Raw genomic sequence first — 24,585 nt, forward strand, 5'->3', positions numbered from 1 at the left:
GGCGCAACAAGGGCGCAAACCGTTCCGCGGTTTGCGCCCATTGTCGTCGGGGGCCGACAGATGGATCTGTCATCACCTCGGACTGAAGAATTCCAGTTGAGAATCGAGCGAATGCGCCGCTGCCGCGACAATGCGTGAACTCGCTTCATGCCGGCTCCTCAGCCGATCGCCGACACGGCTCAGCGCGATGCACACCTTGCCCGGCTCGCTGCAGATCTGTTTCAACCGCTGCAGCGCGGCAAGGGTGGCCCTTTCCTCTGAGGCAGACAGCCGTCCGCCACGCACAAGCTCCTGCAATGTCAGTATCGCCTGGCCGATCGACAGAACGGCAATGCCCGTCTCGGCTACTTGTGGGCTGGCCCGTCCGCCACGCTCGGCATAGCGCACCATGCGCAGCAGGCGGTGATAGAGCCGCGCCCGCCAGACGAGGCGGTGTTCTGTGGCATCCTCGGCTCGTGCCATGAACTGCAGTTCGCCGACCATCATGCCGATCAGCGTATCCAGCCTTCGCTGCAAGGTAACCGGATAGATCAGGCGATAGGCGAAATAGGCCACCAGCGGCGCCGAAACAACCGCCATGCCCGACAGCAGCGACTGAATGAAATTGCCGCTTACCGGATAGTGCGGATGCAGAAGCAGCATCGAAACCATCGCATAGTCGAAGGCCGACGCTACGGTATGTCGATGGGAGAAGAACAGCGGCGCCGCCAGAATGAACGGCAGGGTCAAGAGCACAACCTGGAATTCGCTGCCGGCAAGCGGCCAGACCAGGTATAGGCAGGCAAGAGCCCCCGCGCAGCCATAAACCTGCCCCAGGAAGACCGAGCGCAGGATCTGCGTCGGATTGTCGAAGGTCGAAAAGACCGTGGTCATGATCGACAGCCCGAGCATCAGGAAAGCAAGCGACGGCCAGCCGGTCGCAACCCAGACCATGCCGACGACGATGAGGCTGAGTGTCGCTCGGATACCGGCTTCACGCGCACCCACCCAGTCCCGGTGCAGGATACTCGGATAGGCTGCCGGCGGCTCGACGGATTGCGCGGCAATACCGGCCCGATATGTACGGATACCCTCGGCCAGCGCGGTCAGCGCCTCTCCCAGATCTAGGAGGCCATCCGCCTGGACGGTGGCCTGGACGAGCAGCCGAAGCGGCTCTTTCGTCGCATCCCCCGCAGTCATCCGCGCGCTGGCGTTGCGCAGCGTCGCCGCACAGGCTGCATACCCTCCCGTCTCAATACGACGCGCCGCCAGAAGCAGCGAAATCTGCACAGAAAGGATGGAGCGCATGGCACGCACCGTCTGGCGTCGCCGCAGGGATCCGGCGGCATGCGGGTCGCATTGTTCATCGACCGCCGCCATTTCGGACAGGATCGCCACTTCCTCGGCAGTCAAGGCCGCCGGACCGCCTTCACGAAGCCGGTCGGAAAGACGGTCGAGCAGGCGTGCCGTCAGCCGCCGCATCCGGCCGATCATCTCGTCCTCGGCCGCCGCCGGCGTCAGCAGGAAGCCAAACAGCACCGCAACGGCAACTCCAAGGAAGATGGTGGCGGCACGATCAAGGCCTAGCACCCAGACATGAGCCGGATGGCCGTAGTCGAGCAATGCCACCATCGCCGCGGAATAGCCGGCCAGCATCACGCCATACGAGACAAGCCCGCGAAGCAGGTTACCGACCGTGACGCAGAGCCCGATCCAGACGGCAAGACCGACGACAAGGAAAAATGGCGCGCCGTCCACCACCATCAGCAGGGCGACGCCTGCAACAACGCCGATCACCGTGCCAAACGCCCGAAACAGGCCCTTTTCCAGCAATTGGCCGCGCGTCGGCTGGGATGCCGCCCAGACGGTCATGGCCGACCACTGCGGATGATCAAGGCCAAGCCGCCACGCCAGGAGGAAGGCGATGCATGCTGCAATGGCCGTTCGAAAGGCAAAGCGAAGGCGCGGCATGTCGAAGCCGAACCTCGCAAGAGGCGGAAACACAATCATGTCTGTGGTCCCGCATGGGATGGCTTCGTCCGCAACCTTGCCTCGATCCGCTCGAAGGCAGAAAACAGAGCCTGAACCTCGTTCTCATCCAGGTCCTGAAGCAAGCCGTCTTCCAGTGGCTCCACCTTGTCGCGGATATGCTCGACCCGCGCGTGGCCCTTAGGCGTCAGGCGCAGCCGCTTCGCCCTCCGGTCATGCGGGTCTGGATGTCGCACCACTAGATCTTGCGCTTCCAGAATGTCGAGTAGCCGCACAAGGCTCGAAACATCGAGACCGATTCGGGCCGCAAGATCCTTCTGCAGCAGCCCATCGCCGGCCCGATGCAAATGCATCAACGGCGCCCAGGTTGCATCGGTCAGGCCAGAGGCGACCAGCTGCTCATCGAGATAATGTCGCCAGTGGCGGGCAAGCCCCACCAGTCGCATGCCCAGAAGGCGTTTTGGATTTTCACTCATAGAATTTCATTGGCATAAAAATAGTTTGTATAGCAAGTATTTTTGGTTTTCTGACAACCGACCTGGAGAAAAGGCTGTTTACCCTGCTGCGGCAAACAGGTGGCACACGATCCTTCGGCCCTTTATGATCCCGGAAAATCACGGAGATTCCGCATGCGCCGCATTCTCGCAGCCGCCCTTTCAGCCAGCGCGATCGTCTTCAGCGCCACAGCCTGCGGCTTTCCTGCGATGGCCCAGCAACCGCAGGTGATCCCCGCCCCGGATATAGGCGGCGGCCAGATGATGGATACCTACCTCTGGCATGTCCGCGGCCTGCCGCCCGGAGCCCGTCTTGCGGTCTATTCCGGCGCGGGCCCGAACTTTCGCGTCATTCACATGCTGGATGAAGGCTCGCCGATCGAACGGCTGAACTGCCGCGAAAGCCGGGGCGGATACTGGTGCCGGGTGGCAACCGTCCATCGTCCCCGCGTTTCGGGCTGGGTCGATGGCCGTTTCCTATTCGAAGATGCCGGCTTCATGCCCTATGATGACCGGCGGCTGGAAATCCAGCCGATCATTCCGATCCCCTTCCCGAACAAGCCGGATCGTCCGCACCGGCCACCCAGACCGTGAATTTCGCCATCTGATCCATACGAAAAAGGCGCCGCGGGTGGATCGCGACGCCTTTTCGGGAGGTTTGGGTCTGCGGTTTGCCGCCTCAGGCGGCCAGCGCCTTGGAGATCTGGCCACGCAAGGTGCCGAGATCCTTGGCAAAGCCGCGAATGCCTTCTGCAAGCTTTTCGGTCGCCATCGCATCCTCGTTCATCGCCCAGCGGAACGCCTTTTCATCGAGCGAGACCAGCGGTTCGGCCTTGGCCTTTTCCGGAGAAAGGACGCGCGGCAGGTTGCCTTCGGCAGCATTCAATTCGTCAAGCAGTTGCGGGCTGATCGTCAGGCGGTCGCAACCGGCCAGCGCTTCGATTTCACCGGCATTGCGGAACGACGCGCCCATGACGATCGTGTTGATGCCGTTCGCCTTGTAATAGTCGTAGATGGCTCGCACCGAGACGACGCCCGGATCGGTTTCCGCCGTGTAGTTCTCACCGGTCGACTTCTTGTACCAGTCGAGAATGCGACCGACGAAGGGCGAGATCAGGAACACCTTGGCTTCGGCGCAGGCAATTGCCTGGGCCTTGGAGAACAGCAGGGTCAGGTTGCAGTCGATGCCTTCCTTCTGCAGCACTTCGGCAGCCCGGATACCTTCCCAGGTGGAGGCGAGCTTGATCAGGATACGATCCTTCTCGATGCCGCGTTCCTTGTAGCCGGCAATGATCCCATGCGCCTTCTCGATCGAAGCCTTGGTGTCGAACGACAGGTCGGCATCGACTTCGGTCGAGACACGGCCCGGAACGAGCGCTGCAAGCGCGGCACCGACCGAGATCGCCATACGGTCGGCGATGGCGCCGACGACGGCGTCATCCTTGCCGCCCTTGGCCTTGCCCCAGGCAATCGCTTCCTTGAAAGCATCGGCAAAGGCATCCGTGCCCAGCGCCTTGAGGACGATAGACGGATTTGTCGTGCAATCGACAGGCTTCAGGCGCGCGACCGCCTCGATGTCGCCGGTATCGGCAACAACGGTCGTCATGGCGCGAAGCTGTTCGAGTTTGGAAGTCATGCGGATATCCTTCGAATTTGCCCAGTTAACCTACTCGGCCGCCATTCGTTCCCGAAGCTCTGGCTCGAAGATCCGGGCCAAAGATTGGGCCACAGACCTGCAAGATGAACGCGCGCGCCTATAGCCTGAACTATCGCCATCGGAAGGGGAGGAAGTCAAGACATTTGTGCAACAGATTTGACATAAGTATCATATCGGGAAATAGTATGCGCGGACATCATCAGGATACCGCAACCTTTGGCCAAGCTCAGACGGGAAACCCACAGCACCTATTCGGATGCGGCATCGCTGCGCCTGCGCGCGGCATGGCTCTACTACAACCAGGGCCTGACGCAAAAGGGTGTCGCCGACCGTCTCGGCATCAGCCGCTCGACCGTCATTCGCATGCTCGACGAGGCCCTGAAGCGGGCCGAAGTGCAGATCTGGATCAGCGAAGGCATCGGTGATTGCGTCGAGCTGGCTGTGCGGCTGGAAAAAGCCTTTGGCCTCGACGAAGCCGTGGTCGTTCCCTCGCCGGCCAGCCAGGATGCCGCCTCGATCGCCTCAGCCGTCGGCCTGGCGCTCGGCCAGTTCCTCACCGAAGTGGTGACCGACAATGCCACGATCGGGGTCGGCTGGGGCCGGACCATGACCGCCTCGTTGTCGGGTTTTCGCCCGCCGCGCCGGGAAAACTGCAAGGTCGTCTCGCTGCTCGGCGGCATCGTCGCCGTCCACCAGACCAACCCGATCGACTACACCTGGCGGCTGGCAAGCCAGCTCGGCGCGGAATGTTACATGTTCCTTGCGCCGCTTCTGGTCGATTCCGTTGCCACCAAGCGGGCGCTGATCGAAAAATGCGGCTTGAAGACGCTCTACGACCTTGCCGAAAACCTTGACCTCGCCATCGTCTCCTGCGGTGACATCGGTCCGCACTCGACCTCGCTGTCGGAAGGCTTCATCAGCCACGAGACGCTGGAGGAACTGATCGCCGCCGGCTGCGTCTGCGACACCATGTTCAATTTCCTCGACGCCGAAGGCCGCTCGGTCGATCACCCGATCAACGAGCGGGTCATGTCGGTCGATCTCGATACGCTGAAAAAGGCGAAACACATCGTCATCTCGTCCGGCGGCGCCCACCGTGCCGTCGCGATCCGCGCCACGATCAAGCGCATCGGCTGCAACACGCTAATCACAGACGAGAGTGCTGCGCGGCAATTGCTGGCATTGGCGGAAGAGGCGTGAGAACTGAAACACAGCACCGCGACAGATAGGCCTCTGGCGGCCATTCGCGCGCGGCATGCTGGACGAACAAGACTTCAATTCGTTCCCGATGAACGCGGCAAGCTACAATACACGAAATTCCCGCCAGCACGAGTTCGCGGGTTCCCTCTATTTCGCCGACACGCCCGATCAAGGCATTTTTCGACAGCATAAGCGCCGTCCTGGAGTGGATCTCGTTAACTATGCGATTCGCAGCTCGAGGATTGCGTTCGCCGATGTAGTCATTGACTAAGGCAAACTCGCGCAGATATCGTCTGGTCCAAACGATCTGCACGGAGATTAATTCTTGAACTTTTCAAGAACGACCGCGATCTCGTGATCCTCTGCAAAGTCGCAGGCGTCAGCATCATCCATGCCTTCCCGCACACCTGCCGCCCATTTCTCTCGCCAGGCGAGCGAACGGCCATGAGTGAGAGCGTCTTCAACGATCTGCTCGCGCGTCAAACGCGTCCGCTCTGCGAGTTCGTCGAGACGCTGCGTGATATCATCGGACAGGACGATCATGTTTTTCATCGAAAGATTGTCGCACACGCTTCGCGATCTGCAACAAAAATGATTCCCGACTGCCGGCTCAACGCTCAGACCCGCCCCTGCTCCCAGCCCAGCATCGCCCGCTTGCGGGTCAGTCCCCAGTGATAGCCGGTGAGCGCGCCGCTTTTGCCGAGTGCCCGGTGGCACGGCACGACAAACGAGATCGGATTGCGGCCGACGGCTGCCCCCACCGCGCGGCTTGCGGTGGGCTGGCCGATCCGGCTGGCGATGTCGGAATAGGTGACGGCCTTGCCGAGTGGAATGCTGAGCAGGCTTTCCCAGACCCTGACCTGGAAATCGGACCCGATCAGCACCACCCGCAGCGGTTCTTCCGACGACCAGCGCGCCGGATAAAAGACCCTCTCGGCATAAGGCGTCGTGGAAGCCTGGTCCTCGACAAACTGCGCATTCGGCCAGCGGCAGGCCATGTCGTCGAAACAGGCCTGTTCGCCGCCGAAATCGGCAAAGGCGAGCCCCGCCAGCCCGCGATCGGTTGCCATGACCAGCGCCACGCCGAACGGCGACGGGTGATAACCGTAGCGGATGACAAGGCCGGCACCCTTGGCCTTCCATTCGCCCGGGCTCATCGCCTCATGGGTGACGAACAGATCGTGCAGGCGGCCGGGTCCGGATAGGCCGAGCTCCAGCGATGTTTCCAGCAAGGGCAGTTCTTCCCGACCAAGCAGCCGCTTGGCATGGTCGAGCGTCACCGCCTGCAAAAACGCTTTCGGCGAGAGCCCTGCCCAGCGGGTAAACGTCTTCTGCAACTGTGTCGGCGACTGGCCGAGCCGTTCGGCAATCGTCTCCAGCGACGGCTGGCTCTGATAGTCGAGCGTCAGCATTTCGATCACCTGGCGCACGGTCTCGTAGTCGCCGCCATCCGGTGTGATGTCTGTGCTGCGGGAAAGATCGATATGCTGCGCAAGTGTCATGGTCTGGTCCTCGTGTCGAACGCGACTTCACCATGACATGGACCGCGATGCCACCCGTTTCTTGCGCTCAGATCCGCTGTTTTGCCGTCGCCAGCGCGCCGCGAAACGCCTTGGCGAAGCTCTCGCGATCATCGGGATTGAGGAAGGAGCCGATATCGGTGCGCCGTCCTTCGCCGGTCACCTGCATCGACACGATGCCGATTTCCTCGTGGCGGCGCACGAAGAACCGCGCCCAGAACGTGTTGAAGCGATGCTCGGTCATGCGGCCTGCGGGCGTAAACTTGCGGATCGACAGCCTGGTGCGCGACACGACGATTTCCTCGCGCGCCCGGCCTGAACGATAGTTCATCCGGAAGGCACCATAGAGCAGCAGGAAGTCGAGCCCGAAAAACAGGCCGATCGGCCAAGCCCCGGTCGACAGGAAGAAGAGGGAATGCACAAGGCAGATCCCGCCTGTGAGGACGAGAAGCACGCGAAAGCCCTTCGGCCCCAGCGATCGATAGGGCGTGAGCTCCGCTGCAAAAATCGGCGTCTCCGCGGCCTGCTCGACATTGCCTTCCATCTGCCTGCCCGACTATAGATTTCCGATGACCCTTGCGAAGCCGAAATCCAGCACCCAAAGCTTGAAAAAGTCAAATCAACCGGCACGAAAATCGGCAGCGACAAGCCGTCGCACGGCCTATTCCCGCGCCGAACTGGAGGAGATCTTCCGCCGCTTCTCGGTCCAGCGGCCGGAACCCAAGGGTGAACTGGAACACGTCAATCCGTTCACACTCGTCGTCGCGGTCGCGCTGTCCGCCCAGGCAACCGACGCCGGCGTCAACAAGGCGACGCGAGCCCTGTTCAAGGTGGCCGATACGCCGGAAAAGATGCTCGCCCTCGGCGAGGACAAGGTCCGTGACTACATCAAGACCATCGGGCTCTATCGCAACAAGGCGAAGAACGTGATTGCGCTCAGCCGGATGCTCGTCGACGATTTCGGCAGTGTCGTGCCGAAGACGCGGGAGGAACTGGTGAAGCTGCCGGGCGTCGGGCGCAAGACGGCCAATGTCGTCCTGTCCATGGCCTTCGGCATCCCGACCATGGCGGTCGACACCCATATCCTGCGCATCGCCAACCGCATCAGGCTCGCCCCGGCCAAGACGCCGGACGCGATCGAAGACATCCTGATGAAGATCGTGCCGGAGCACTACCTGTTCCATGCCCATCACTGGCTGATCCTGCATGGACGCTACTGTTGCAAGGCGCGCAAGCCCGAATGCGAGCGCTGCGTGATCGCCGACATCTGCAAGTCGGCGGAAAAGACCTGCGATATCCCGGCGCCGCTGGTCGAACTGCCGCAGCAGGTGATCAGCAGCGTCGAATGACCGTTCAGGTCCTGAATTGTGGATCGCGGGCGCTCAGCAGCTTGTGCAGATGCACCATCAGGCCGGCCGCAAACAGCGGCGTCAACAGATTGAGGATCGGCACCGCGAGGAAGCCGGCGATCACCAGCCCGGCGAGAAAGATCGTGCCGCCATGTTTGGAGCGGAACTGCTTTGCTTCTGCAGGCGTGCGAAAGCGCATGGCGGCGAATTCGAAGAATTCCCGTCCGAGCAGATAGCCGTTGACCAGGAAGAAGGCGACGAGATTGACGCCCGGAATGAACAGCAGCATCAGCGCCACGAGATTGCCGAGCACAACGACGCAGAAGAATTTCAGCGAGGTTGCAATGCTGGACAAAAGCGGCATGGCGAGACCGGCCGGATCGTCCGGATAATCGCGTTTTTCGATCACTTCCGCCACATCGTCGAGAAACAGGCCGGCAATGATGGCCGTCACCGACGACATCAGCAACGCCACGCCGAGCGCGAGACCGATGCTGGCGAGGATGCCGAAGACGAAGCTCAGCCAGCCGGCCCAGGCCGGCAGATCGGGAATGAAACCGTCGATCAACGGCATGGCATAGGCGATGAAGGTCTCGCGAAGCGCCAGCCAAAGGGCGACCAGCACCAGCGCCGTCAGGCCCAGCACTTTCCAGAATACGGAACGGGTTTCGGCAGCAAACAGGTTACGGGCGGCAAGCGCTGCAGCATCGAGGATCATCGCGGTCTCCTTCAGGATCGGTGCCTGATGTAGGAAAGGCAAGACACAACCGCAATGCGCACGGGTCAGCCGAGCCGGTAGAGCGAGGGGCGACGGTCGGTCAGATAGGGGTTCTGCGCCTTTGCCTCGCCATAGGCGCCAAGGTCGATCTTCGCCACCAGCAGCGTTTCCCCCGTGCCGGCACGCGCCAGTTCGTCGCCATCCGGCGCAAGGATCACCGAGCGCCCGGTATAGGACAGTTCGCCCTCGGTGCCGCAAAGATCGGCATAGACGAGGAAGAGGCCGTTTTCGAAGGCACGGGTCGGCACCACCATGTCGGCAACCCGTCGGCTGATGATACCGGCCGGCAGGGCGGTGGGCACAAGCACCAGTTCGGCACCGGCCAGAGCCAGTGTGCGCACATATTCCGGGAATTCGACATCATAGCAGATCAGCATGCCGGTCTTGATGCCGAAGAGATCAAACACATGCGGGCTATCGGCACCGGGCACGAAGGCGGCGCGCTCGCCATCGCCGTAGAGATGGCCCTTGCGATAGAATTCCAGCGATCCGTCGGGCCGCACGACGACGGCCGAGTTGAACACCTGGTCGCCGTCGCGCTCGGGAAAGCCGGCGCAGATGGCGAGGCCGCAATCGGCGGCAATCTCGCTGAGCGCCTCGACGATCGAGCCGTCACGCGTCTCGGCCACCTCGGCAAAGCGCGGTCCGAGCGCATAGCCGCTGGTGCCGAGCTCCGGCGTGACCAGAACATCCGCTCCCATTTCGGCCGCAGCCATTGCCGCCTGGGCGATCTTGCCGATATTGCCCGGTACATCGCCGGAAACCGGCTGCATCTGGTAGAGCGAGATCAACATGGCGGCACCTATGTTTGGCAGGTTAGAAAAACGTCGCGGACACGAGCAGGATGAACCCCTTCACGATTGCAAACAAGACGCCCGCGACCACCACCAGCGATAGCACGAATGTCAACAGCCCGAACAGGATGCAAAGCCCATCGCGCTCCAGAATCCCGAACGAGAACAGGCATATGGCAACTGCCGGGAGGATATTGCCGAGCGGTACCGGCAGCGCCAAAATGATCGCCAGGATCAGGCAGAGCAGTCCGGTCACATATTCCACAGGGGGATAGACAAGGAAGGTCAGCCTGGGACGCAGCATGCGCTCGCCCCGCGCCAGCCAGGGTGAAATGCGCAGGACGATCGCTGCAAAATCCTCGCGCGCCATCGACCTGTTGGCGATGATCTTCGGCAGCCACGGCGACTGGCCCAGCATCAATTGCGCCGCCAGAAATACCAGCGGCGCACCAGTGATCGCAGACGTTCCTGGGGGCGTAGGCACGACATTCGGAAGCGCAAAGATCAGCAGCAACGCACCGAAGGCGCGGTCGCCCATCGCGGTGAAGAGATCGGCAACGGACACGCGCGAGCGTTCGACATCGAGCGCGATATCGGAAAGGATTTTGGAGAGACGCCGTCCACGCTTGCGGTTCTCGTTGCCCGGCAAGGGATTGCCTGCCGGATTTTCGGCAGTCCCACCATCCGCTTCAATCATGCGTCATTCCAGTCTGCTTGCGTCAAGGCTCCTATAGCGAACCTTTAACGCCAGACAATGACGGATATTGGATGAGACCCGTTCAATGTGAAATGAATGGGTGAAAATGCCGGCAACCGCGAACAAGCCTGGCTGTGCCTCTTCTACAGCTGCACAAGATGACCGGCCGCGACCTCGCGGTATTGTCGCACCGGCGGCGTGAAACCAAGCGGCCGGATCGGGCTCTTGATTTCATCCGTCGACAGGTTTCGCTTGGCCCGCCGCCGCGAGGGATCCGGCACCGGCACGGCCGCCATCAGCTTCCTGGTATAGGCATGCTGCGGATTTTCGAACACCGCCTGGCGCGGACCGATCTCGACGATTTCACCCAGATACATCACCGCAACCCGGTGGCTGACCCGCTCGACCACCGCCATGTCGTGGCTGATGAACAGATAGGCGAGATTGAAGCTCTGCTGCAGGTCGAGCAGCAGGTTGCACACCTGCGCCTTGATCGACACATCGAGCGCCGAGACCGCCTCGTCGGCAACGATGACCTTCGGATCGAGCATCAACGAGCGGGCGATCGCGATACGCTGGCGCTGGCCGCCGGAAAATTCGTGCGGATAGCGCGGCATCATCTCGGCCCCGAGACCGACGCGCTCCAAAAGGTTGGCTGCCTTCTCGCGCGCCTGCGCCTTGGTGCCAAGCTGGTGCTCGATGAACGGCTCCATCACCGCCTGCCCGATGCTCATGCGCGGATCGAGGCTGGCGAACGGGTCCTGGAACACCATCTGGATGCTGCGCCGCATGCGCCGCAATGCCATGCTGTCGAGGCTTGCCACGTTGTACCCGTCCATCGAGATCTGGCCCGAACTCGGTTCGACCAGGCGGGTGATCGAGCGACCGGTGGTCGACTTTCCGCAACCGGACTCGCCCACCAGAGCCAGGGTCTCGCCCGGCCTGAGATCGAAGGAGACATTTTCGACGGCATGCACCGCGCCGCTCTTGCGGCCAAGCAGGCCGGACCGGATATCGAAGCGCGTCGTCATGTTCTTCACTTCGAGGATCGGCCGGCTGGCTTCGTCAACACCCGCCGCTTCCGTTTCAGGCACCAGCGTCTCGCCACTCTTGATGTCGATCACCGGAAAGCGCATGGGTCGCTGGCGCCCGCCCATCGAGCCGAGCTTCGGCACGGCGGACAGGAGCGCCCGCGTATAGGGATGTGTGCCGCGGTTGAAGATGGCATCCGTCGTTCCCGTCTCCACCGCCTCGCCACGGAACATCACGATCGTCCGGTCCGACACCTCCGCCACCACGCCCATGTCATGGGTGATGAACAGCACGGCCATGTCTTCCTCGTCCTGCAGAATCTTGAGAAGGTCGAGGATCTGCCCCTGGATCGTCACGTCGAGCGCGGTTGTCGGTTCGTCGGCAATCAGCAACTTCGGCCTGGAAGCCAGTGCCATGGCGATCATCACGCGCTGGCGCATGCCGCCGGAAAACTGATGCGGGTAGTCGTCGAAGCGGCTCTTGGCATTCGGAATGCGAACCTTGTCGAGCAGCCGCAGCACCTCCGCTCTGGCATCTGATTGCGAGACGTTCTGGTGGCAGGTGATCGCCTCGGCGATCTGCTTTCCGATCGGGAAGATCGGATTGAGACTGGTCATCGGCTCCTGGAAGATCATCGCGATCTCGTTGCCACGCACCCGGCGCATCGCTTCCGGCTCGAGCGTCAGCAACTCGCGCCCCTGAAGCCTGACGCTGCCTTCGATGCGGCTCGACGCCGAAGGCAGGAGCCGCATGACCGACAAGGACGTGACGCTCTTGCCCGAGCCGGATTCGCCGACGATTGCGACCGTCTCCTTTGGCGCGATATCGAAGCTCATGTTGCGAACGACAGAACGCCATTCCGTGCCAACCCGGAACGACGTCGTCAGATTGCACACCGACAACACGGGCTCGATTGTGCCGCCAGTTCCCAATTCCACGTCAGCCATGTCCCGTTCCCCTGTTTTTTTTGTCGTCGAGATGTGCTGCGGATGGATCAGGCGGCAAGCGCCGTTTCGGCCAGCGTCACCCAGTAGCTGATGCCGTAGGGGATCGCCTCGTCGTTGAAGTCATAGGCCGAATTGTGCAGGTTCGCCGTATCGCCATTGCCGATGAACACGAAGGCGCCCGGACGGGCCTCCAGCATGTAGGAAAAGTCTTCGGCGCCCATGGCCGGCGGAAATTCGTCGCTGACCGCCTGGTTGCCGACCACCTTGCGCAGCACGTCGAGCGCAAAATCGGTCTCGGCATGATGGTTGAAGGTGACGGGATAGCCACGATGATACTGCACCTCGGCCTTGGCGCCCATGGCCATGGCGATGCCGGTCGCGATTTCGCCCAGACGCTTTTCCGCCATATCGCGCAGTTCGGGTAAAAGGGTGCGCACCGTGCCGGACAACTTCACGCCGTCGGGAATGACGTTATAGGCATCACCGCCATGGATCTTGGTGACGGTGACGACCACGGAATTCAGCGGATCGGTTTCGCGGGCCGCGATCGACTGCAGCGCAACGACCACCTGGGCCGCCGCCAGCACCGGATCGATGCTCTTGTGCGGCTGGGCGGCATGGCCGCTGCGACCATGGATCTCGATGTCGAACTGGTCGGCAGCCGCCATCACCGATCCCTTGCGGGTGGAAAACGTTCCCACCTTCATGCCCGGATGATTGTGCATGCCGTAGACTTGGCTGATGCCGAAAGTCTCCATCATGCCGTCGGCGACCATTTCACGGCCACCGCCGCCGCCCTCTTCTGCCGGCTGGAAGATCACGGCAATCGATCCGCGAAAATTGCGCGTCTCGGCAAGATACTTGGCGGCACCGAGCAACATGGCCGTGTGGCCGTCGTGACCGCAGGCATGCATCTTGCCCGGTGTCTTCGACGCCCATTCCTTGCCGCTCGCCTCGAGGATCGGCAGGGCATCCATGTCGGCCCTGAAACCGATCGCCGGGCCGTCGCCGCGGCTGCCCTTGATCAGGCCGACGACACCGGTTCTGCCGATCCCGGTCTGGACGATATCGCAGCCGAATTCCTTCAGCTTGTCCGCAACGAAGGCAGCCGTTCCATGCACATCGAACAGCAGCTCGGGATTTTCGTGCAGGTGCCGGCGCCATTCGGCCACCTCCGGCTGGAGTTCGCTGGCGCGGTTCAGAACTGGCATGAAAGACCTCTTTTTATCGTTGCTCCCGGCAGAATTGCACCCATACTGGCCTGCGAATTTATCGTTTTGCAAGCCGCAATTTTCCACCTTGCATGGAAAATAGGCTTGTGGTTACATGGCCTAAATTTTCATCAGCCGGACAGGGCGTTGCCATGTCAGCGGCGGTTTCCGCGACGCGCATTACGTCACAAAATCTCAAATTTTTCTATATATGCCAATGAGATAGGCGGTTGACATTTTTCATTTGGGCTGGCCACATCTCGTCCCGGCGCCCAAAGGTGCCGAAGCTCCAACAATAATAAATGGGGAACAGCTTATGAAGAAACTGCACCTTATCCTTGCGGCGTCGGCTGCCGCATTGACCATTTCCGGCGCCCCGGCCCTGGCCGATCGCGGCACCGATGGCGACCTCAAGATCATCTTCTGGCAGGCCGTCTCGACGATGAATCCCTACCTGTCCGGCGGCACCAAGGAAGTCTACGGGGCCTCGATGGTCATCGAGCCGCTCGCCCGCTACGACGAGACCGGTGCGCTGGTGCCGATGCTCGCGACCGAGATCCCGACCGTCGAGAATGGCGGCGTCGCGGCCGACCTGAAGAGCATCACCTGGAAGCTGAAGCCGGATCTGAAATGGTCTGACGGCACGCCGGTGACCGCCGATGACGCCATCTTCACCTGGAAATATTGCACCGCGCCGGATGGCGGCTGCGCCCAGGGCGCCTATTTCGAGGGCGTGAGCAATGTCGAGGCCGTCGACGCCTCCACCATCAAGATCTCGTTCACCGACCCCAAGCCTTATCCCTATAGCGCGCTCGTCGGCGGCCAGTCGCCGCTGATCCAGGCAGCGCAGTTCAAGGATTGCCTCGGCGCCAAGGCCCCCGAATGCACCGCGGCCAATTTCGGCCCGATCGGCACCGGCCCCTTCGTCGTCAAGGAATTCAAGCCGAATGACGTGGTGACCTTCACCGCCAATCCGAACTACCGCGATGCCGCCAAGCCCGCCTTTGCCTCGGTCACCCTCAAGGGCGGCGGCGATGCGGCATCGGCGGCACGCTCGGTGCTCGAGACCGGCGAATTCGACTATGCCTGGAACATGCAGGTCGAGCCGGAAGTGCTGGCCACGATGATGCAGGCCGGCAAGGGCAAGATCGAGGTCGCCTTCGGCACCCAGGTCGAACGTATCGACCTCAACCCCTTCGGCGTCGACCCCTCGCTCGGCGACAAGCGCTCGACCAAGGAGGCAGGCCCGCATCCGGCCCTGAAGGACCCGGCCGTGCGCAAGGCGCTGTCGCTCGCCATCGACCGCGACATCATCGATGAAGCCGGCTACGGCGACAACGGCAAGCCGACATGCAACATTCTGCCGGCGCCCGATATCTATGTCTCGACCGCCGTCGACTGGTGCCTGAAGCAGGATCTCGAAGCGGCCAACAAGCTGCTCGACGATGCCGGCTGGAAGATGGGCGGCGACGGCATCCGCGAAAAGGACGGTGTCAAGCTCTCCTTCCTCTACCAGACCTCGACCAATTCCGTCCGCCAGGCAACCCAGGCGCTGGTCAAGGACATGTGGAGCCAGATCGGCGTCACCGTCGAACTGCGCAACGTCTCGGCCAACGTCTTCTTCGGCGGCGACCCGGCCTCTCCGGACACGTTCCAGAAGTTCATGGCCGATGTGCAGATGTACACCAACAACTTCGACGGCACAGACCCGGAAAAATACATGGCCGGCTGGATGTGCGACAAGATCCCGAGCCCGGCCAGCGGCTGGCAGGGTGAGAACATCGTCCGCTACTGCAACCCGGAATACGACACCCTGGTCAAGGAACTCGGCAAGACCGGCAAGCTCGAGGACCGTGCCGTGATCGCCAAGAAGCTCAACGACATGCTGAGCAATGACGTGGCGCAGATCCCGCTGATCCATCGCGGTCAGCCGTCCGCCGTTTCCGCGACGCTGGAAGGCGTCAAGATGAACGCCTGGGACAGCGAGTTGTGGAACGTCGCCGACTGGTCGCGCAAGAAATGATGTCGCCTCGCCGGGCCGCGGACACGCCGGGCCCGGCGATCGCATTTCTCGTGACAGCCTGGAGACCATCCGATGTTCACCTTTACGATTCGGCGATTGCTGTTTGCGATCCCGACATTGCTGGCGATCAGCTTCATCATCTTCGCACTGCTCGATCTCGCCCCCAGCGACCCGCTGAGCGACCTGCCGCTGACCATTCCGCCCGAGGTGCGCGAGCAGATCCGCGCCGCCATGGGCCTCGATCAGCCCTTCCTCATCCGCTATCTGAAATGGCTGCAGCAGTTCTTCATCAATGAACCGCTCAACATCTTCGAACAGCTGACCGGCCTGACAATCGGCACCGGCGAGCGCATGCGGGTCCTGTCCTGGGCGACGCGCAGCCCGGTGGTCGACCTGATCGTCCAGCGCCTGCCGCAGACGCTCTGGGTCGTCGGCCTGTCCTATCTCTTCGGCGTGCTGCTGGCGATCCCGATCGGCGTCATCTCCGCCTACCGCCAGTACTCGATCTTCGACCAGGTCGGCACCTTCATCTCGATGGTCGGATATTCCGTTCCGACCTTCTTCACCGGCGTGCTGCTGATCGTCGTCTTCTCCTCCTGGCTGCAATGGTTTCCGTCGATCTACGACACCAATCTCGTCGTCGACAGCTGGTCGAGCTTCGTCCTGCAGGTCAAGCAGATGTTCCTGCCCGTGCTGGTGCTGACGCTTTACAACACCTCGCAGATCAGCCGCTTCGTCCGCGCCTCGATGCTCGACAACCTGCATATGGATTATGTCCGAACGGCGCGCGCCAAGGGCGTGAAAGAAAAGGTCGTGCTTCTGGTGCATGTGCTGCGCAATAGCCTGATCCCGGTGGTCACCGTGATCGCGCTCGGTGTTCCCACCATCTTTTCCGGCGCAATCATCACCGAACAGGTGTTCCGGGTGAACGGCCTCGGCCAGCTGCTGATCACCGCGATCCAGGGCGCCGACATTCCCCTCGTCCAGACGCTGACCTTCATCTTCGCGGTGCTGATCGTTCTCTTCAACCTGATTGCCGACGTTCTCTACGGCATCCTTGACCCGAGGATTCGCTATGACTGATGCGGCCATTGCCACGACCCTTGCCACACGGCCGAAGAGCGGCAATTTCTGGCTCCTGCTCTGGCGCCAGTTCCGCGCCCATCCGGGCGGCGTCGCCGGCCTGATCGTCTTTGCCTTCATCGTGATTGCGGTCTATGTCGGCCCGCTGATCCACACGATCGACCCGAACAAGATCGACATCAAGGCGAAGAACCAGGGCCCGTCGCTCGCCCATCCCTTCGGCACCGACAATCTCGGCCACGACATGCTGGCCCAGGTCATGGCCGGCGGGCAGATCTCGCTCGCCGTCGGCATGACTGCCATGTCGCTGGCGCTCCTGGTCGGAACGCTGGTCGGCGTGCTCTCGGGTTACTCGAAGAAGCTCGACGGCCCGCTGATGCGTATCACCGACCTCTTCCTCGCCTTGCCGCTGCTGCCGCTGCTGCTGGTGATCATCATGCTGTTCCGCGACACGCTGCGCGCCGCCTTCGGCCCGGAAACCGGCATCTTCATCCTGATCGTCTTCGTCATCGGCATCACCAGCTGGATGCACACCGCCCGCATCGTGCGCGGCGACGTGCTGGCGGTGAAAAGCCAGGAATACATCCTGGCGGCCAAGTCGAGCGGCATGCGCGAATACCGGGTGATCCTCAAGCACATCCTGCCCAACGTCATGTCCTCGATCATGGTCTCGGCGACGCTCGGCATCGCCTCGGCGATCATCACCGAATCGGCCCTCTCCTTCCTCGGCCTCGGCTTTCCCTCCGATTTCCCGACCTGGGGCCGCCTGCTGTTCGACGGCGCCAACTTCCTGCAGATCAACCCGTCGCGGGTTCTCTGGCCGGGCCTGGCGATCTCGCTGACGGTCTTGAGCGTGAATTATATCGGCGACGCGATCCGGGATGCGCTGGATCCTCGGGCGCTGAAGCATTGAGGGGGTGTTCGGTGCACAACGTCAATGGGGCGCTTCGGTGCCCCTTTGACGTTTGTCGATTTGGCAACGTCAAAATGGGTCGCAACCAATAGGAGACATTCGCGTCAAATCGGCCTGACTGGCCGCATTGGGGCCATGAAGAGACTGTCCGATGAGGAAGTGTCGGACGGCGAAACCGGACATCCAAGTAACTGGTGCCGCTGTCCGAGTTCGGCCCTAACCGGTCATCAATTCCTTGACGATCAAGCTGCCACGATCTGTAAATGCGAGGATCAAACACATACGGGGAGCCTAAGATTTGCAACCTCTAACAATCCGCGTAGCGCGGCCAAGCGATAATTTGGATGCCCTTCGCCAATTTTACTGTGGGGGACTTGGGCTCGACTTATTGTACGAATTTGCAGGGCACGATGGCTTCGACGGCATAATGGTCGGCCAGCGTGGAGTTCCATATCATTTTGAGTTCACGAAAAAAGCAGGACATCCAGTCGGCCGTGCCCCAACTGAAGACAACTTGATCGTCTTTTATATCCCCGATCAAACGGAGTGGAACGCGTCCGTTGCCCGCATGGTATCGTCTGGGTTTCCGCCCGTTCCTGCGTTTAATCCCTACTGGGATCGAAATGGTAAAACCTTCGAAGACCCAGACGGCTACAGGGTCGTCCTACAACACGCGGCCTGGGATTAGTCTCAACGGCCGCTGTTGGCGCGAAGCAGAAGACGGTATTCGGTCCGATGCGGATATTGCTGACATCCGCGTACGTGACCGATTCCGCTCAAGCAAAGCACCGCAGCCGCAACTCCTTTACTGCCGCTTGCGCTACGTAGCCTGTGCGGCCAGAAATTAGACTACACGTTCAGGATGTGCTACTTTAGATTCTGCAAAAAATGCAGGGGAGAGTGATGCCCGACGCTGAATTGACTGCGCCAGCAAGAGAGGCAATTAGAAAATTCGTCTGGCAAACCGTAGCTCCGTCTGGTTTAGCAATAGCTATATTTTCCGCCGCCGCTGGATTTGTAGTGAAAGACTGGGCCATATCGCACGGAAACAAACAGCTTGAAGAAAAAGTTCAGGCTGAAATTGATTCAGCTCAAGAAAAACTGAACGTTGCGCTGCGCGACGCTGACGTAAAGCTAACAGAACTATACAATACGAGAGACAAAATACAGGCCAATAACGTCGCGCTTGCCGTAACTTCAAGCAAGATCGAAAGCGATTTGGAATCTATTAGGCGGGCAATTCCGATCATTGAATCTTTAAATCCCGCGCAATTGGTCAGACTAAACGAGTTACTCCAGATGGCTGTTGCCGGAAGTGCTGACGTGGTGACAGCTGACAAGCCTGCAGCAATTCCAACGGAAAACAAGTCCATGGATTGGGAGAATTTCATTCAGTCGGTATCGAATGGATCGGCGGACAAGGCTGGGATCGGTGAAGGCTCTTCGTCTAGGTGTCCTTCCGGTGCGTTTGCCGTGGGTTTCAACCTATTAACGTCACCCGGAGGGCCACATGGCATCGTATATGGTGGCACCGTTATCTGCCGCGAATTCCCGCGAGGTTGACCGAGGCAATGCTGCACTACGTTCGAGTGGCCCGAGCGCCCCCAATTGGCGCGAAGGCGACGAGACGTCCCCGCGGAGAATGACCGCTTACGGTGACGCAAGAGACGGCGCGTGCGGCTGAAATGGAAGCGCAAGGGGGCCATTCGCACAGCCCCCCAAATGGCAGACAAGGGCCAAAGCCAACCGTTCGGCGCTTGTAACATCGCTCCCCCAAACTCCCCCTTGATCCCGCCGCAGTCCCCCGCCACTCTCCGCTCAGCCATCCGGAGACACACACCATGCCCCACGCGCCCCTCAACCTCCTGACCGATGTTGCCGGTCTGTCCGTCGGCCATGCGACCGATATTGCCCTCGGTTCCGGCGTCACGGTCATCCTGTTCGATGAACCGGCGGTAGCCTCGGGCACCGTTCTCGGCGGGGCGCCGGGCGGGCGCGACACGGCGCTGCTCGATCCATCGATGACGGTGCAGACCGTCGATGCCTTCGTACTGTCGGGCGGCTCGGCCTTTGGGCTCGATGCGGCGGGCGGCGTGCAATCGGGGTTGCGCGCGATCGGCCGCGGCTTTCCGGTCGGCCCGGTCAATGTGCCGATCGTGCCGCAGGCGATCCTGATGGATCTGCTCAATGGCGGCAACAAGGACTGGGGCCTGCATTCGCCCTACCAGGACATGGGTTATGCAGCGTTTCTCGCCTGCGCCACCGGCCCCTTCGATCTCGGCACCGTTGGCGCCGGCACCGGGGCCACGACCGCCAATCTCAAGGGTGGCATCGGCTCGGCCAGCGCCGTTTCCTCCACCGGCCACACGATCGGCGCGCTCGTTGCCGTCAACGCCATGGGATCGGTGACGATCGGCGACGGGCCGCATTTCTGGGCGGCTGCGTTCGAGGAAGGTGACGAATTCGGCGGGCTCGGCCTGCCGGCCAAGGTCAGCGCGGCTGACCGGGCCATGACCATCAAGGGCCTTCGCCTGACGGCAACGACCATCGGCGCGGTGGTCACCGATGCCAGGTTGGCCAAAGCCGACCTGCACCGGCTGTCGATCACCGCCCATGACGGGCTTGCCCGCGCCGTTCTGCCCGCCCATCTGCCGCTCGACGGCGACACGCTGTTTACGGCATCGACCGGAAAGCGCGATCTTGTCAGCCCCGCCGATCTCCTGGAACTCTGCCATCTCGCCACGCTGGTCACCGCGCGTGCCATCGCCCGTGGCGTGCATGCCGCGACGGCATTGCCCTATCCGGACGCACAGCCGGCCTGGCGCGACCGCTGGGTCTTGCCCGGCGCCTAGCTTTGCAGACGCCTGGCTCTGGCCAGCCCTTAGACTTTAGCCCGAGACCGCTTGAGATAAGTCAAAGACAGGCGCCCTCCCGACCGGAATAGTGCCGGCATATTGCAGCGCAACATTGCGGCATGACCCGGCAAACCGCATGATGATCCGCCAGGAACCGGGACGATTTCAGATGGACGACATTGCCGACATGGAAAAACCGATCCTCACCAACCACACCTTCGAGGAACTGAAGGTCGGCGACAGCGCCGCGATCACGCGCCTGATCGGACCCGACGACATCGAACTCTTTGCGGCCTTGTCCGGCGACCACAATCCGGTTCCGCTCGGCCAGTCGCTGATCCCGGCCGGCATGGTCTCGGCGGTGCTCGACACCCGCCTGCCCGGCCCCGGCACCGTCTATCTCGGCCAGGACCTGCAGTTCCAGAAATCGCTGTCTCCCGGCGATACGATCACGGCGACGGTCACCCTCGTTCAGAAACAGGCGGACGGCCACACCGTGATCTTCGATACCCTATGCGTCAACCAGCACGGCGAAACGATCCTGGCCGGCCAGGCGCGGGTGAAGGCGCCGGAAAGACGCGTCGTCTGGTCGGAAAATTCCATTCCCGACGTCTCGCTGCAACGCCATGACCGCTTCGACGCCATCGTTGCCGAAGCGAGAGCCCTGCCGATGCTGAGAACGGCGCTCGTCCATCCCTGCACGCCGGATGTGATCGAAGCCGCCGTCGAGATCCGCGACGAAGGCCTGCTGGAGCCGATCCTGATCGGTCCCGAAGCCAAGATCCGCGCAGCAGCGGCCGAAGCCGGCATTGCGCTCGACGGCTTCGAAATCATGTCGACCGAACACAGCCATGCGGCGGCGGCACTTGCGGTCGAGCTTGCCATCGCCGGCAAGGTCGGCTCGGTGATGAAGGGCAGCCTGCATTCCGACGAGATCCTCGGCGCGGTCGTTGCCGGCGGTTCCGGCCTGCGCACCGAACGCCGCATCAGCCACGTCTATGTCATGGACGTGCCCGCCTATTCGAAACTGCTCGTTGTCACCGACGCCGCGATCAACATCGCGCCCTCGCTCGACCAGAAACGCGACATCTGCCAGAACGCCGTCGACCTCATGCACATGCTCGGTGTCGCAAACCCCAAGGTGGCGGTGCTCGCCGCCGTCGAGACGGTCAACGACAAGATGCCGGCAACGCTGGATGCCGCAGCCCTGACCGTCATGGCGGCGCGCGGCCAGATCAAGGGTGCCTTGGTCGACGGACCGCTTGCCTTCGACAATGCCATCAGCCCGGAGGCCGCGCGCACCAAAGGCATCGTCTCCTCCGTCGCGGGCGATGCCGATATCCTGCTGGTGCCGGATCTCGAAGCCGGCAACATGCTGGCCAAGCAGTTGCTCTATTTTGCCAATGCCGATGCCGCAGCCCTGGTGCTCGGCGCCCGCGTGCCGATCATCCTGACCAGCCGTTCCGACAGCCTGCGGGTGCGCATGACATCCGCCGCCCTTGCCAAGCTGGTGGCGGCCAGGCGCGCCGCTGCCCCAAGGTCGGAAATGGGGCTGATCATTGCATGAGCGAAAAACTGCTGCTGACATTCAATGCCGGTTCGTCGTCGGTGAAGATCGGCCTGTTTGTCCGCGAAGACGACAGGGCGAGACGCATCGGCAAGGGCATGATCGACTTTCGCCACCAGCCGCTGACCTTCCACCTGGTCGAGGGCCCGCAGACCTTCGACGTGCCGCTCGAAGCCAGAAGCGACGACCTGCTGCATGATGTGCTCGACGAAACCTTCGAATGGCTCTCCGAGCACTACGATCTTGATGCCGTCTCCGCAGTCGGCCACCGCGTCGTGCATGGCGGCGACCGCTTCGCCGATCCGGTGCTGGTCACCGACGAGAGCACGGCCGAGATCGCGGCACTGATCCCGCTGGCGCCTTTGCACCAGCCGCAAAACATCAGGCTGATCCAGGCGATCCACGACCTGAAGCCCGGCCTGCCGCAAACCGTGTCCTTTGACACGGCCTTTCATCGCAGCCAGAGCGAGACCGTGCAGCGTTTTGCCATACCGCGCGAATGGTTCGACAAGGGCATCAAGCGCTACGGCTTCCATGGCCTGTCCTATGCCTATATCGCCCGAGCCCTCAAGGCGCTGGAACCGGAGAGCGCCGGCGGAAATGCGGTTGTCGCCCATCTCGGCAGCGGCGCCAGCCTCTGCGCCATGGAACATGGCATCAGCCGCGACACCTCTATGGGCTTTTCCACCATCGACGGCGTCCCGATGGCAACCCGCAGCGGCGCAATCGATCCCGGCGTGCTGTTTCATCTCATGAAGGGGCATGGCCTGACGGCCGATCAGGTCGAGAGCATGATCTACCAGCAATCCGGCCTGCTTGGTCTGTCGGGCATCAGTGCCGACAGCCGCCTGCTGCTGGAGAGTGACAGGCGCGAGGCTCGCGAGGCGATCGACGTCTTCACCTTCCGCATCGCCGGTGAAATCGCCCGACTGACCGCAAGCCTCGGTGGACTGGATACACTGGTCTTCACCGCCGGCATCGGCGAGAACCAGCCGGCGATCCGCAAGGCGGTCTGCGACCGCCTGGGCTTTCTCGCCGTCGCGCTCGATCCGCTCGCCAATGACCGGAATGCCGCGGTGATCTCGACGGCCTCGAGCGGGATCACGGTCCGGGTCATCGCGACCGACGAGGAACAGGTGATCGCCGACGATACGCTGTCGGTCCTCGATCGGCAGCGTTGAGTTGCAATCGTTCGCGATTGACAACAAACCGTCATGAAGCGCGCTTAGAGACGGGCCGACACTCGGTCCAAATCAGTCCAAACGGGAGCACGCCGCATGCTGCAGGAGATGAATGCAACGGGTGAGGCCGAGCGTCGTGCGGACCGGACCGCCATCGTCATCACCAATGCCCGCGTCGTTTTACCCGGCCATGTCATGCATGGTACCGTGGTGGTCGAGGACGGCCTGATCACCGAGATCCACGAAGGCCCGTCGCGGCTGGAAGGGGCGATCGATTTTGCCGGCGACTACCTGCTTCCGGGCCTTGTCGACATTCATACCGACCATTTCGAAAAGCACATCTACCCGCGCGCCCATGTGCGCTGGGACTTCATGCGTGCCGCCCTTGCCCACGATGCCCAGATCATCGGCGGCGGTGTCACCACCGTGTTCGACAGCCTCTGCGTCGGCGCCACCACCGACAATCCGCACCGCGCCGAAATCCTGACGCCGATGATCGAGGCCCTGGAACAGGCAACCGCCGCCGGCATGCTGCGCGCCGAACACCTGGTCCATCTGCGCTGCGAGATCACCGATCCGGCGACGCCGGCGCTGACGGCCGCCAATATCGACCGCACCATTGTCCGCGTCATGTCGGTCATGGAACATCTGCCCGGCATCCGCCAGAGCCGCGATATCGACGCCTATGTCGACCGCGCCGCCAAGTCGACCGGCGAACGTCCTGAACTGGTGCGCGAGAAGATCAAGTTGCTGGTTGCCGAGAAGGGTGAGATCGGCGTCGCCATCCGGCCGGAAATCGTGGCGCTCGCAAAGTCGCGCGCCCTGCCGCTGATGAGCCACGACGACACCGATATCGAGCATATCGACGAAGCCCTTGCCGATGGCGTCAGCATTTCGGAATTCCCCTGCACGGTCGAGGCGGCACAGGCTGCCCGCGACAAGGGGCTTGGCATCGTCGCCGGCGCCCCGAACATCCTGCGCGGCGGCTCCCAATCGGGCAACATCGCCGTGCGCGACCTGCTGGCGGCCGACCTCGTCGACATCCTGGCATCCGACTATGTGCCACGCTCGCTGCTTGATGCGGCCTTCATGATCGCCGCCGATCCGGGGCTGAGCTACGACCTGCCCCGCGCAGTGGCCATGGTCACCCGCGCACCGGCACTGGCCGGTGGGCTCAAGGATCGCGGCGAAATCTCGCTCGGCCTGCGCGCCGACCTGATCCGCACCGACCTGCATGACGGTCATCCGTTCCTGAAGACTGCCTGGCGGTCAGGCATGCGGGTAGCCTGAGCCAGCCCCGCTGAACTGATCCGTCG

24 protein-coding genes are annotated in these 24,585 nt (G+C 62.1%); 12 read left to right on the plus strand and 12 right to left on the minus strand.

The features are described from left to right. Positions 1-72: 72 nt before the first annotated feature. Both IM739_RS18035 and IM739_RS18040 read right to left on the minus strand, forming a co-directional pair. Complete coding sequence (locus tag IM739_RS18035; RefSeq protein WP_237369045.1) at positions 73-1,989, minus strand: FUSC family protein; 1,917 nt, start codon at positions 1,987-1,989, stop codon at positions 73-75. Further along, positions 1,986-2,444: a MarR family winged helix-turn-helix transcriptional regulator gene (locus IM739_RS18040; RefSeq protein WP_237369046.1), complete on the minus strand. Its 459-nt coding sequence runs from the start codon at positions 2,442-2,444 to the stop codon at positions 1,986-1,988. The genes IM739_RS18035 and IM739_RS18040 overlap by 4 nt, the downstream gene beginning before the upstream one ends. A gap of 153 nt (positions 2,445-2,597) precedes the next feature. Between IM739_RS18040 and IM739_RS18045 the strand changes: the two genes are divergently transcribed. Next, on the plus strand, positions 2,598-3,056 hold the full coding sequence (locus tag IM739_RS18045; RefSeq protein WP_237369047.1) for an SH3 domain-containing protein: 459 nt from the start codon (positions 2,598-2,600) through the stop codon (positions 3,054-3,056). A gap of 85 nt (positions 3,057-3,141) precedes the next feature. On the opposite strand, the gene tal is transcribed toward IM739_RS18045, so the two are convergent. Then, entirely contained in the window at positions 3,142-4,098 is a 957-nt protein-coding gene (gene tal, locus IM739_RS18050) for a transaldolase (protein ID WP_237369048.1), read from the minus strand. 237 nt (positions 4,099-4,335) lie between these two features. Here tal and IM739_RS18055 point away from each other — a divergent pair, with 237 nt between their 5' ends. Further along, entirely contained in the window at positions 4,336-5,319 is a 984-nt protein-coding gene (locus tag IM739_RS18055; RefSeq protein WP_237369049.1) for a sugar-binding transcriptional regulator, read from the plus strand. On the opposite strand, the gene IM739_RS18060 is transcribed toward IM739_RS18055, so the two are convergent. The 4 genes from IM739_RS18060 to IM739_RS18075 form a co-directional block, all read right to left on the minus strand. Then, complete coding sequence (locus IM739_RS18060) at positions 5,267-5,632, minus strand: type II toxin-antitoxin system RelE/ParE family toxin (protein ID WP_336886398.1); 366 nt, start codon at positions 5,630-5,632, stop codon at positions 5,267-5,269. The genes IM739_RS18055 and IM739_RS18060 overlap by 53 nt on opposite strands. Before the next feature lie 5 nt (positions 5,633-5,637). Continuing rightward, a complete protein-coding gene (locus tag IM739_RS18065) occupies positions 5,638-5,871 on the minus strand; it encodes a CopG family ribbon-helix-helix protein (RefSeq protein ID WP_237369050.1) in 234 nt (77 codons plus the stop codon). 65 nt (positions 5,872-5,936) lie between these two features. Beyond that, positions 5,937-6,821 carry a methylated-DNA--[protein]-cysteine S-methyltransferase gene (locus IM739_RS18070; protein ID WP_237369051.1) on the minus strand — a complete coding sequence of 295 codons (885 nt, stop codon included), beginning with the start codon at positions 6,819-6,821 and terminating at the stop codon, positions 5,937-5,939. Between the two features lie 67 nt (positions 6,822-6,888). After that, on the minus strand, positions 6,889-7,383 hold the full coding sequence (locus IM739_RS18075; protein ID WP_237369052.1) for a DUF2244 domain-containing protein: 495 nt from the start codon (positions 7,381-7,383) through the stop codon (positions 6,889-6,891). A gap of 25 nt (positions 7,384-7,408) precedes the next feature. On the opposite strand from IM739_RS18075, the gene nth reads away from it, so the two are divergent. Further along, complete coding sequence (gene nth, locus IM739_RS18080) at positions 7,409-8,188, plus strand: endonuclease III (RefSeq protein ID WP_237369053.1); 780 nt, start codon at positions 7,409-7,411, stop codon at positions 8,186-8,188. Positions 8,189-8,192: 4 nt separating this feature from the next. Here nth and IM739_RS18085 read toward each other — a convergent pair whose 3' ends face one another. The 5 genes from IM739_RS18085 to IM739_RS18105 all read right to left on the minus strand — a co-directional run bounded on the left by IM739_RS18085 (position 8,193) and on the right by IM739_RS18105 (position 13,647). Next, on the minus strand, positions 8,193-8,906 hold the full coding sequence (locus IM739_RS18085) for a sulfate transporter family protein (protein WP_237369054.1): 714 nt from the start codon (positions 8,904-8,906) through the stop codon (positions 8,193-8,195). Between the two features lie 65 nt (positions 8,907-8,971). Beyond that, positions 8,972-9,760, minus strand: a complete 789-nt coding sequence (locus tag IM739_RS18090; protein WP_237369055.1) for a carbon-nitrogen hydrolase family protein — start codon at positions 9,758-9,760, stop codon at positions 8,972-8,974. Between the two features lie 22 nt (positions 9,761-9,782). Beyond that, complete coding sequence (locus IM739_RS18095; RefSeq protein ID WP_237369056.1) at positions 9,783-10,457, minus strand: exopolysaccharide biosynthesis protein; 675 nt, start codon at positions 10,455-10,457, stop codon at positions 9,783-9,785. A 143-nt stretch (positions 10,458-10,600) separates the two neighbouring features. Continuing rightward, a complete protein-coding gene (locus IM739_RS18100) occupies positions 10,601-12,436 on the minus strand; it encodes an ABC transporter ATP-binding protein (RefSeq protein ID WP_237369057.1) in 1,836 nt (611 codons plus the stop codon). Between the two features lie 47 nt (positions 12,437-12,483). Continuing rightward, positions 12,484-13,647: a M20 aminoacylase family protein gene (locus IM739_RS18105; RefSeq protein ID WP_237369058.1), complete on the minus strand. Its 1,164-nt coding sequence runs from the start codon at positions 13,645-13,647 to the stop codon at positions 12,484-12,486. 316 nt (positions 13,648-13,963) lie between these two features. Here IM739_RS18105 and IM739_RS18110 point away from each other — a divergent pair, with 316 nt between their 5' ends. The 9 genes from IM739_RS18110 to IM739_RS18150 all read left to right on the plus strand — a co-directional run bounded on the left by IM739_RS18110 (position 13,964) and on the right by IM739_RS18150 (position 24,559). Beyond that, the gene (locus tag IM739_RS18110) at positions 13,964-15,670 is read left to right on the plus strand and encodes a peptide ABC transporter substrate-binding protein (RefSeq protein WP_237369059.1); all 1,707 of its coding nucleotides are present in this window, start codon (positions 13,964-13,966) and stop codon (positions 15,668-15,670) included. Positions 15,671-15,742: 72 nt separating this feature from the next. Further along, positions 15,743-16,753 (plus strand): ABC transporter permease, encoded by a 1,011-nt coding sequence (locus IM739_RS18115; protein WP_237369060.1) that lies wholly within the window; start codon positions 15,743-15,745, stop codon positions 16,751-16,753. Beyond that, on the plus strand, positions 16,746-17,666 hold the full coding sequence (locus IM739_RS18120) for an ABC transporter permease (RefSeq protein ID WP_237369061.1): 921 nt from the start codon (positions 16,746-16,748) through the stop codon (positions 17,664-17,666). Before IM739_RS18115 ends, IM739_RS18120 begins: the two co-directional genes overlap by 8 nt. A 298-nt stretch (positions 17,667-17,964) precedes the next feature. After that, entirely contained in the window at positions 17,965-18,354 is a 390-nt protein-coding gene (locus IM739_RS18125) for a VOC family protein (protein WP_336886399.1), read from the plus strand. Between the two features lie 215 nt (positions 18,355-18,569). Then, positions 18,570-19,229 carry a hypothetical protein gene (locus tag IM739_RS18130; protein WP_237369063.1) on the plus strand — a complete coding sequence of 220 codons (660 nt, stop codon included), beginning with the start codon at positions 18,570-18,572 and terminating at the stop codon, positions 19,227-19,229. A gap of 278 nt (positions 19,230-19,507) precedes the next feature. Beyond that, positions 19,508-20,518 (plus strand): P1 family peptidase, encoded by a 1,011-nt coding sequence (locus IM739_RS18135; protein WP_237369064.1) that lies wholly within the window; start codon positions 19,508-19,510, stop codon positions 20,516-20,518. 172 nt (positions 20,519-20,690) lie between these two features. Then, the gene (locus IM739_RS18140; protein ID WP_237369065.1) at positions 20,691-22,088 is read left to right on the plus strand and encodes a bifunctional enoyl-CoA hydratase/phosphate acetyltransferase; all 1,398 of its coding nucleotides are present in this window, start codon (positions 20,691-20,693) and stop codon (positions 22,086-22,088) included. Next, a complete protein-coding gene (locus tag IM739_RS18145; protein ID WP_237369066.1) occupies positions 22,085-23,269 on the plus strand; it encodes an acetate/propionate family kinase in 1,185 nt (394 codons plus the stop codon). The genes IM739_RS18140 and IM739_RS18145 overlap by 4 nt, the downstream gene beginning before the upstream one ends. 96 nt (positions 23,270-23,365) lie before the next feature. Further along, complete coding sequence (locus tag IM739_RS18150) at positions 23,366-24,559, plus strand: alpha-D-ribose 1-methylphosphonate 5-triphosphate diphosphatase (protein WP_237369067.1); 1,194 nt, start codon at positions 23,366-23,368, stop codon at positions 24,557-24,559. Positions 24,560-24,585 lie beyond the last annotated feature (26 nt).

Origin of the sequence: Rhizobium sp. SL42 (assembly GCF_021729845.1) — a bacterium.
In the GTDB taxonomy this organism is placed as follows: domain Bacteria; phylum Pseudomonadota; class Alphaproteobacteria; order Rhizobiales; family Rhizobiaceae; genus Allorhizobium.

What these genes read in the sequence shown, in the direction of transcription:
- IM739_RS18035 (WP_237369045.1), bottom strand. Translation starts at nt 1,989, where the DNA reads ATGATTGTGTTTCCGCCTCTTGCGAGGTTCGGCTTCGACATGCCGCGC.
- IM739_RS18115 (WP_237369060.1), top strand. Translation starts at nt 15,743, where the DNA reads ATGTTCACCTTTACGATTCGGCGATTGCTGTTTGCGATCCCGACATTG.
- IM739_RS18090 (WP_237369055.1), bottom strand. Translation starts at nt 9,760, where the DNA reads ATGTTGATCTCGCTCTACCAGATGCAGCCGGTTTCCGGCGATGTACCG.
- IM739_RS18120 (WP_237369061.1), top strand. Translation starts at nt 16,746, where the DNA reads ATGACTGATGCGGCCATTGCCACGACCCTTGCCACACGGCCGAAGAGC.
- IM739_RS18105 (WP_237369058.1), bottom strand. Translation starts at nt 13,647, where the DNA reads ATGCCAGTTCTGAACCGCGCCAGCGAACTCCAGCCGGAGGTGGCCGAA.
- nth (WP_237369053.1), top strand. Translation starts at nt 7,409, where the DNA reads ATGACCCTTGCGAAGCCGAAATCCAGCACCCAAAGCTTGAAAAAGTCA.
- IM739_RS18100 (WP_237369057.1), bottom strand. Translation starts at nt 12,436, where the DNA reads ATGGCTGACGTGGAATTGGGAACTGGCGGCACAATCGAGCCCGTGTTG.
- IM739_RS18130 (WP_237369063.1), top strand. Translation starts at nt 18,570, where the DNA reads ATGCCCGACGCTGAATTGACTGCGCCAGCAAGAGAGGCAATTAGAAAA.
- IM739_RS18150 (WP_237369067.1), top strand. Translation starts at nt 23,366, where the DNA reads ATGCTGCAGGAGATGAATGCAACGGGTGAGGCCGAGCGTCGTGCGGAC.
- IM739_RS18065 (WP_237369050.1), bottom strand. Translation starts at nt 5,871, where the DNA reads ATGAAAAACATGATCGTCCTGTCCGATGATATCACGCAGCGTCTCGAC.
- IM739_RS18070 (WP_237369051.1), bottom strand. Translation starts at nt 6,821, where the DNA reads ATGACACTTGCGCAGCATATCGATCTTTCCCGCAGCACAGACATCACA.
- IM739_RS18095 (WP_237369056.1), bottom strand. Translation starts at nt 10,457, where the DNA reads ATGATTGAAGCGGATGGTGGGACTGCCGAAAATCCGGCAGGCAATCCC.
- IM739_RS18085 (WP_237369054.1), bottom strand. Translation starts at nt 8,906, where the DNA reads ATGATCCTCGATGCTGCAGCGCTTGCCGCCCGTAACCTGTTTGCTGCC.
- IM739_RS18040 (WP_237369046.1), bottom strand. Translation starts at nt 2,444, where the DNA reads ATGAGTGAAAATCCAAAACGCCTTCTGGGCATGCGACTGGTGGGGCTT.
- IM739_RS18045 (WP_237369047.1), top strand. Translation starts at nt 2,598, where the DNA reads ATGCGCCGCATTCTCGCAGCCGCCCTTTCAGCCAGCGCGATCGTCTTC.
- IM739_RS18110 (WP_237369059.1), top strand. Translation starts at nt 13,964, where the DNA reads ATGAAGAAACTGCACCTTATCCTTGCGGCGTCGGCTGCCGCATTGACC.
- IM739_RS18140 (WP_237369065.1), top strand. Translation starts at nt 20,691, where the DNA reads ATGGACGACATTGCCGACATGGAAAAACCGATCCTCACCAACCACACC.
- IM739_RS18075 (WP_237369052.1), bottom strand. Translation starts at nt 7,383, where the DNA reads ATGGAAGGCAATGTCGAGCAGGCCGCGGAGACGCCGATTTTTGCAGCG.
- tal (WP_237369048.1), bottom strand. Translation starts at nt 4,098, where the DNA reads ATGACTTCCAAACTCGAACAGCTTCGCGCCATGACGACCGTTGTTGCC.
- IM739_RS18135 (WP_237369064.1), top strand. Translation starts at nt 19,508, where the DNA reads ATGCCCCACGCGCCCCTCAACCTCCTGACCGATGTTGCCGGTCTGTCC.
- IM739_RS18145 (WP_237369066.1), top strand. Translation starts at nt 22,085, where the DNA reads ATGAGCGAAAAACTGCTGCTGACATTCAATGCCGGTTCGTCGTCGGTG.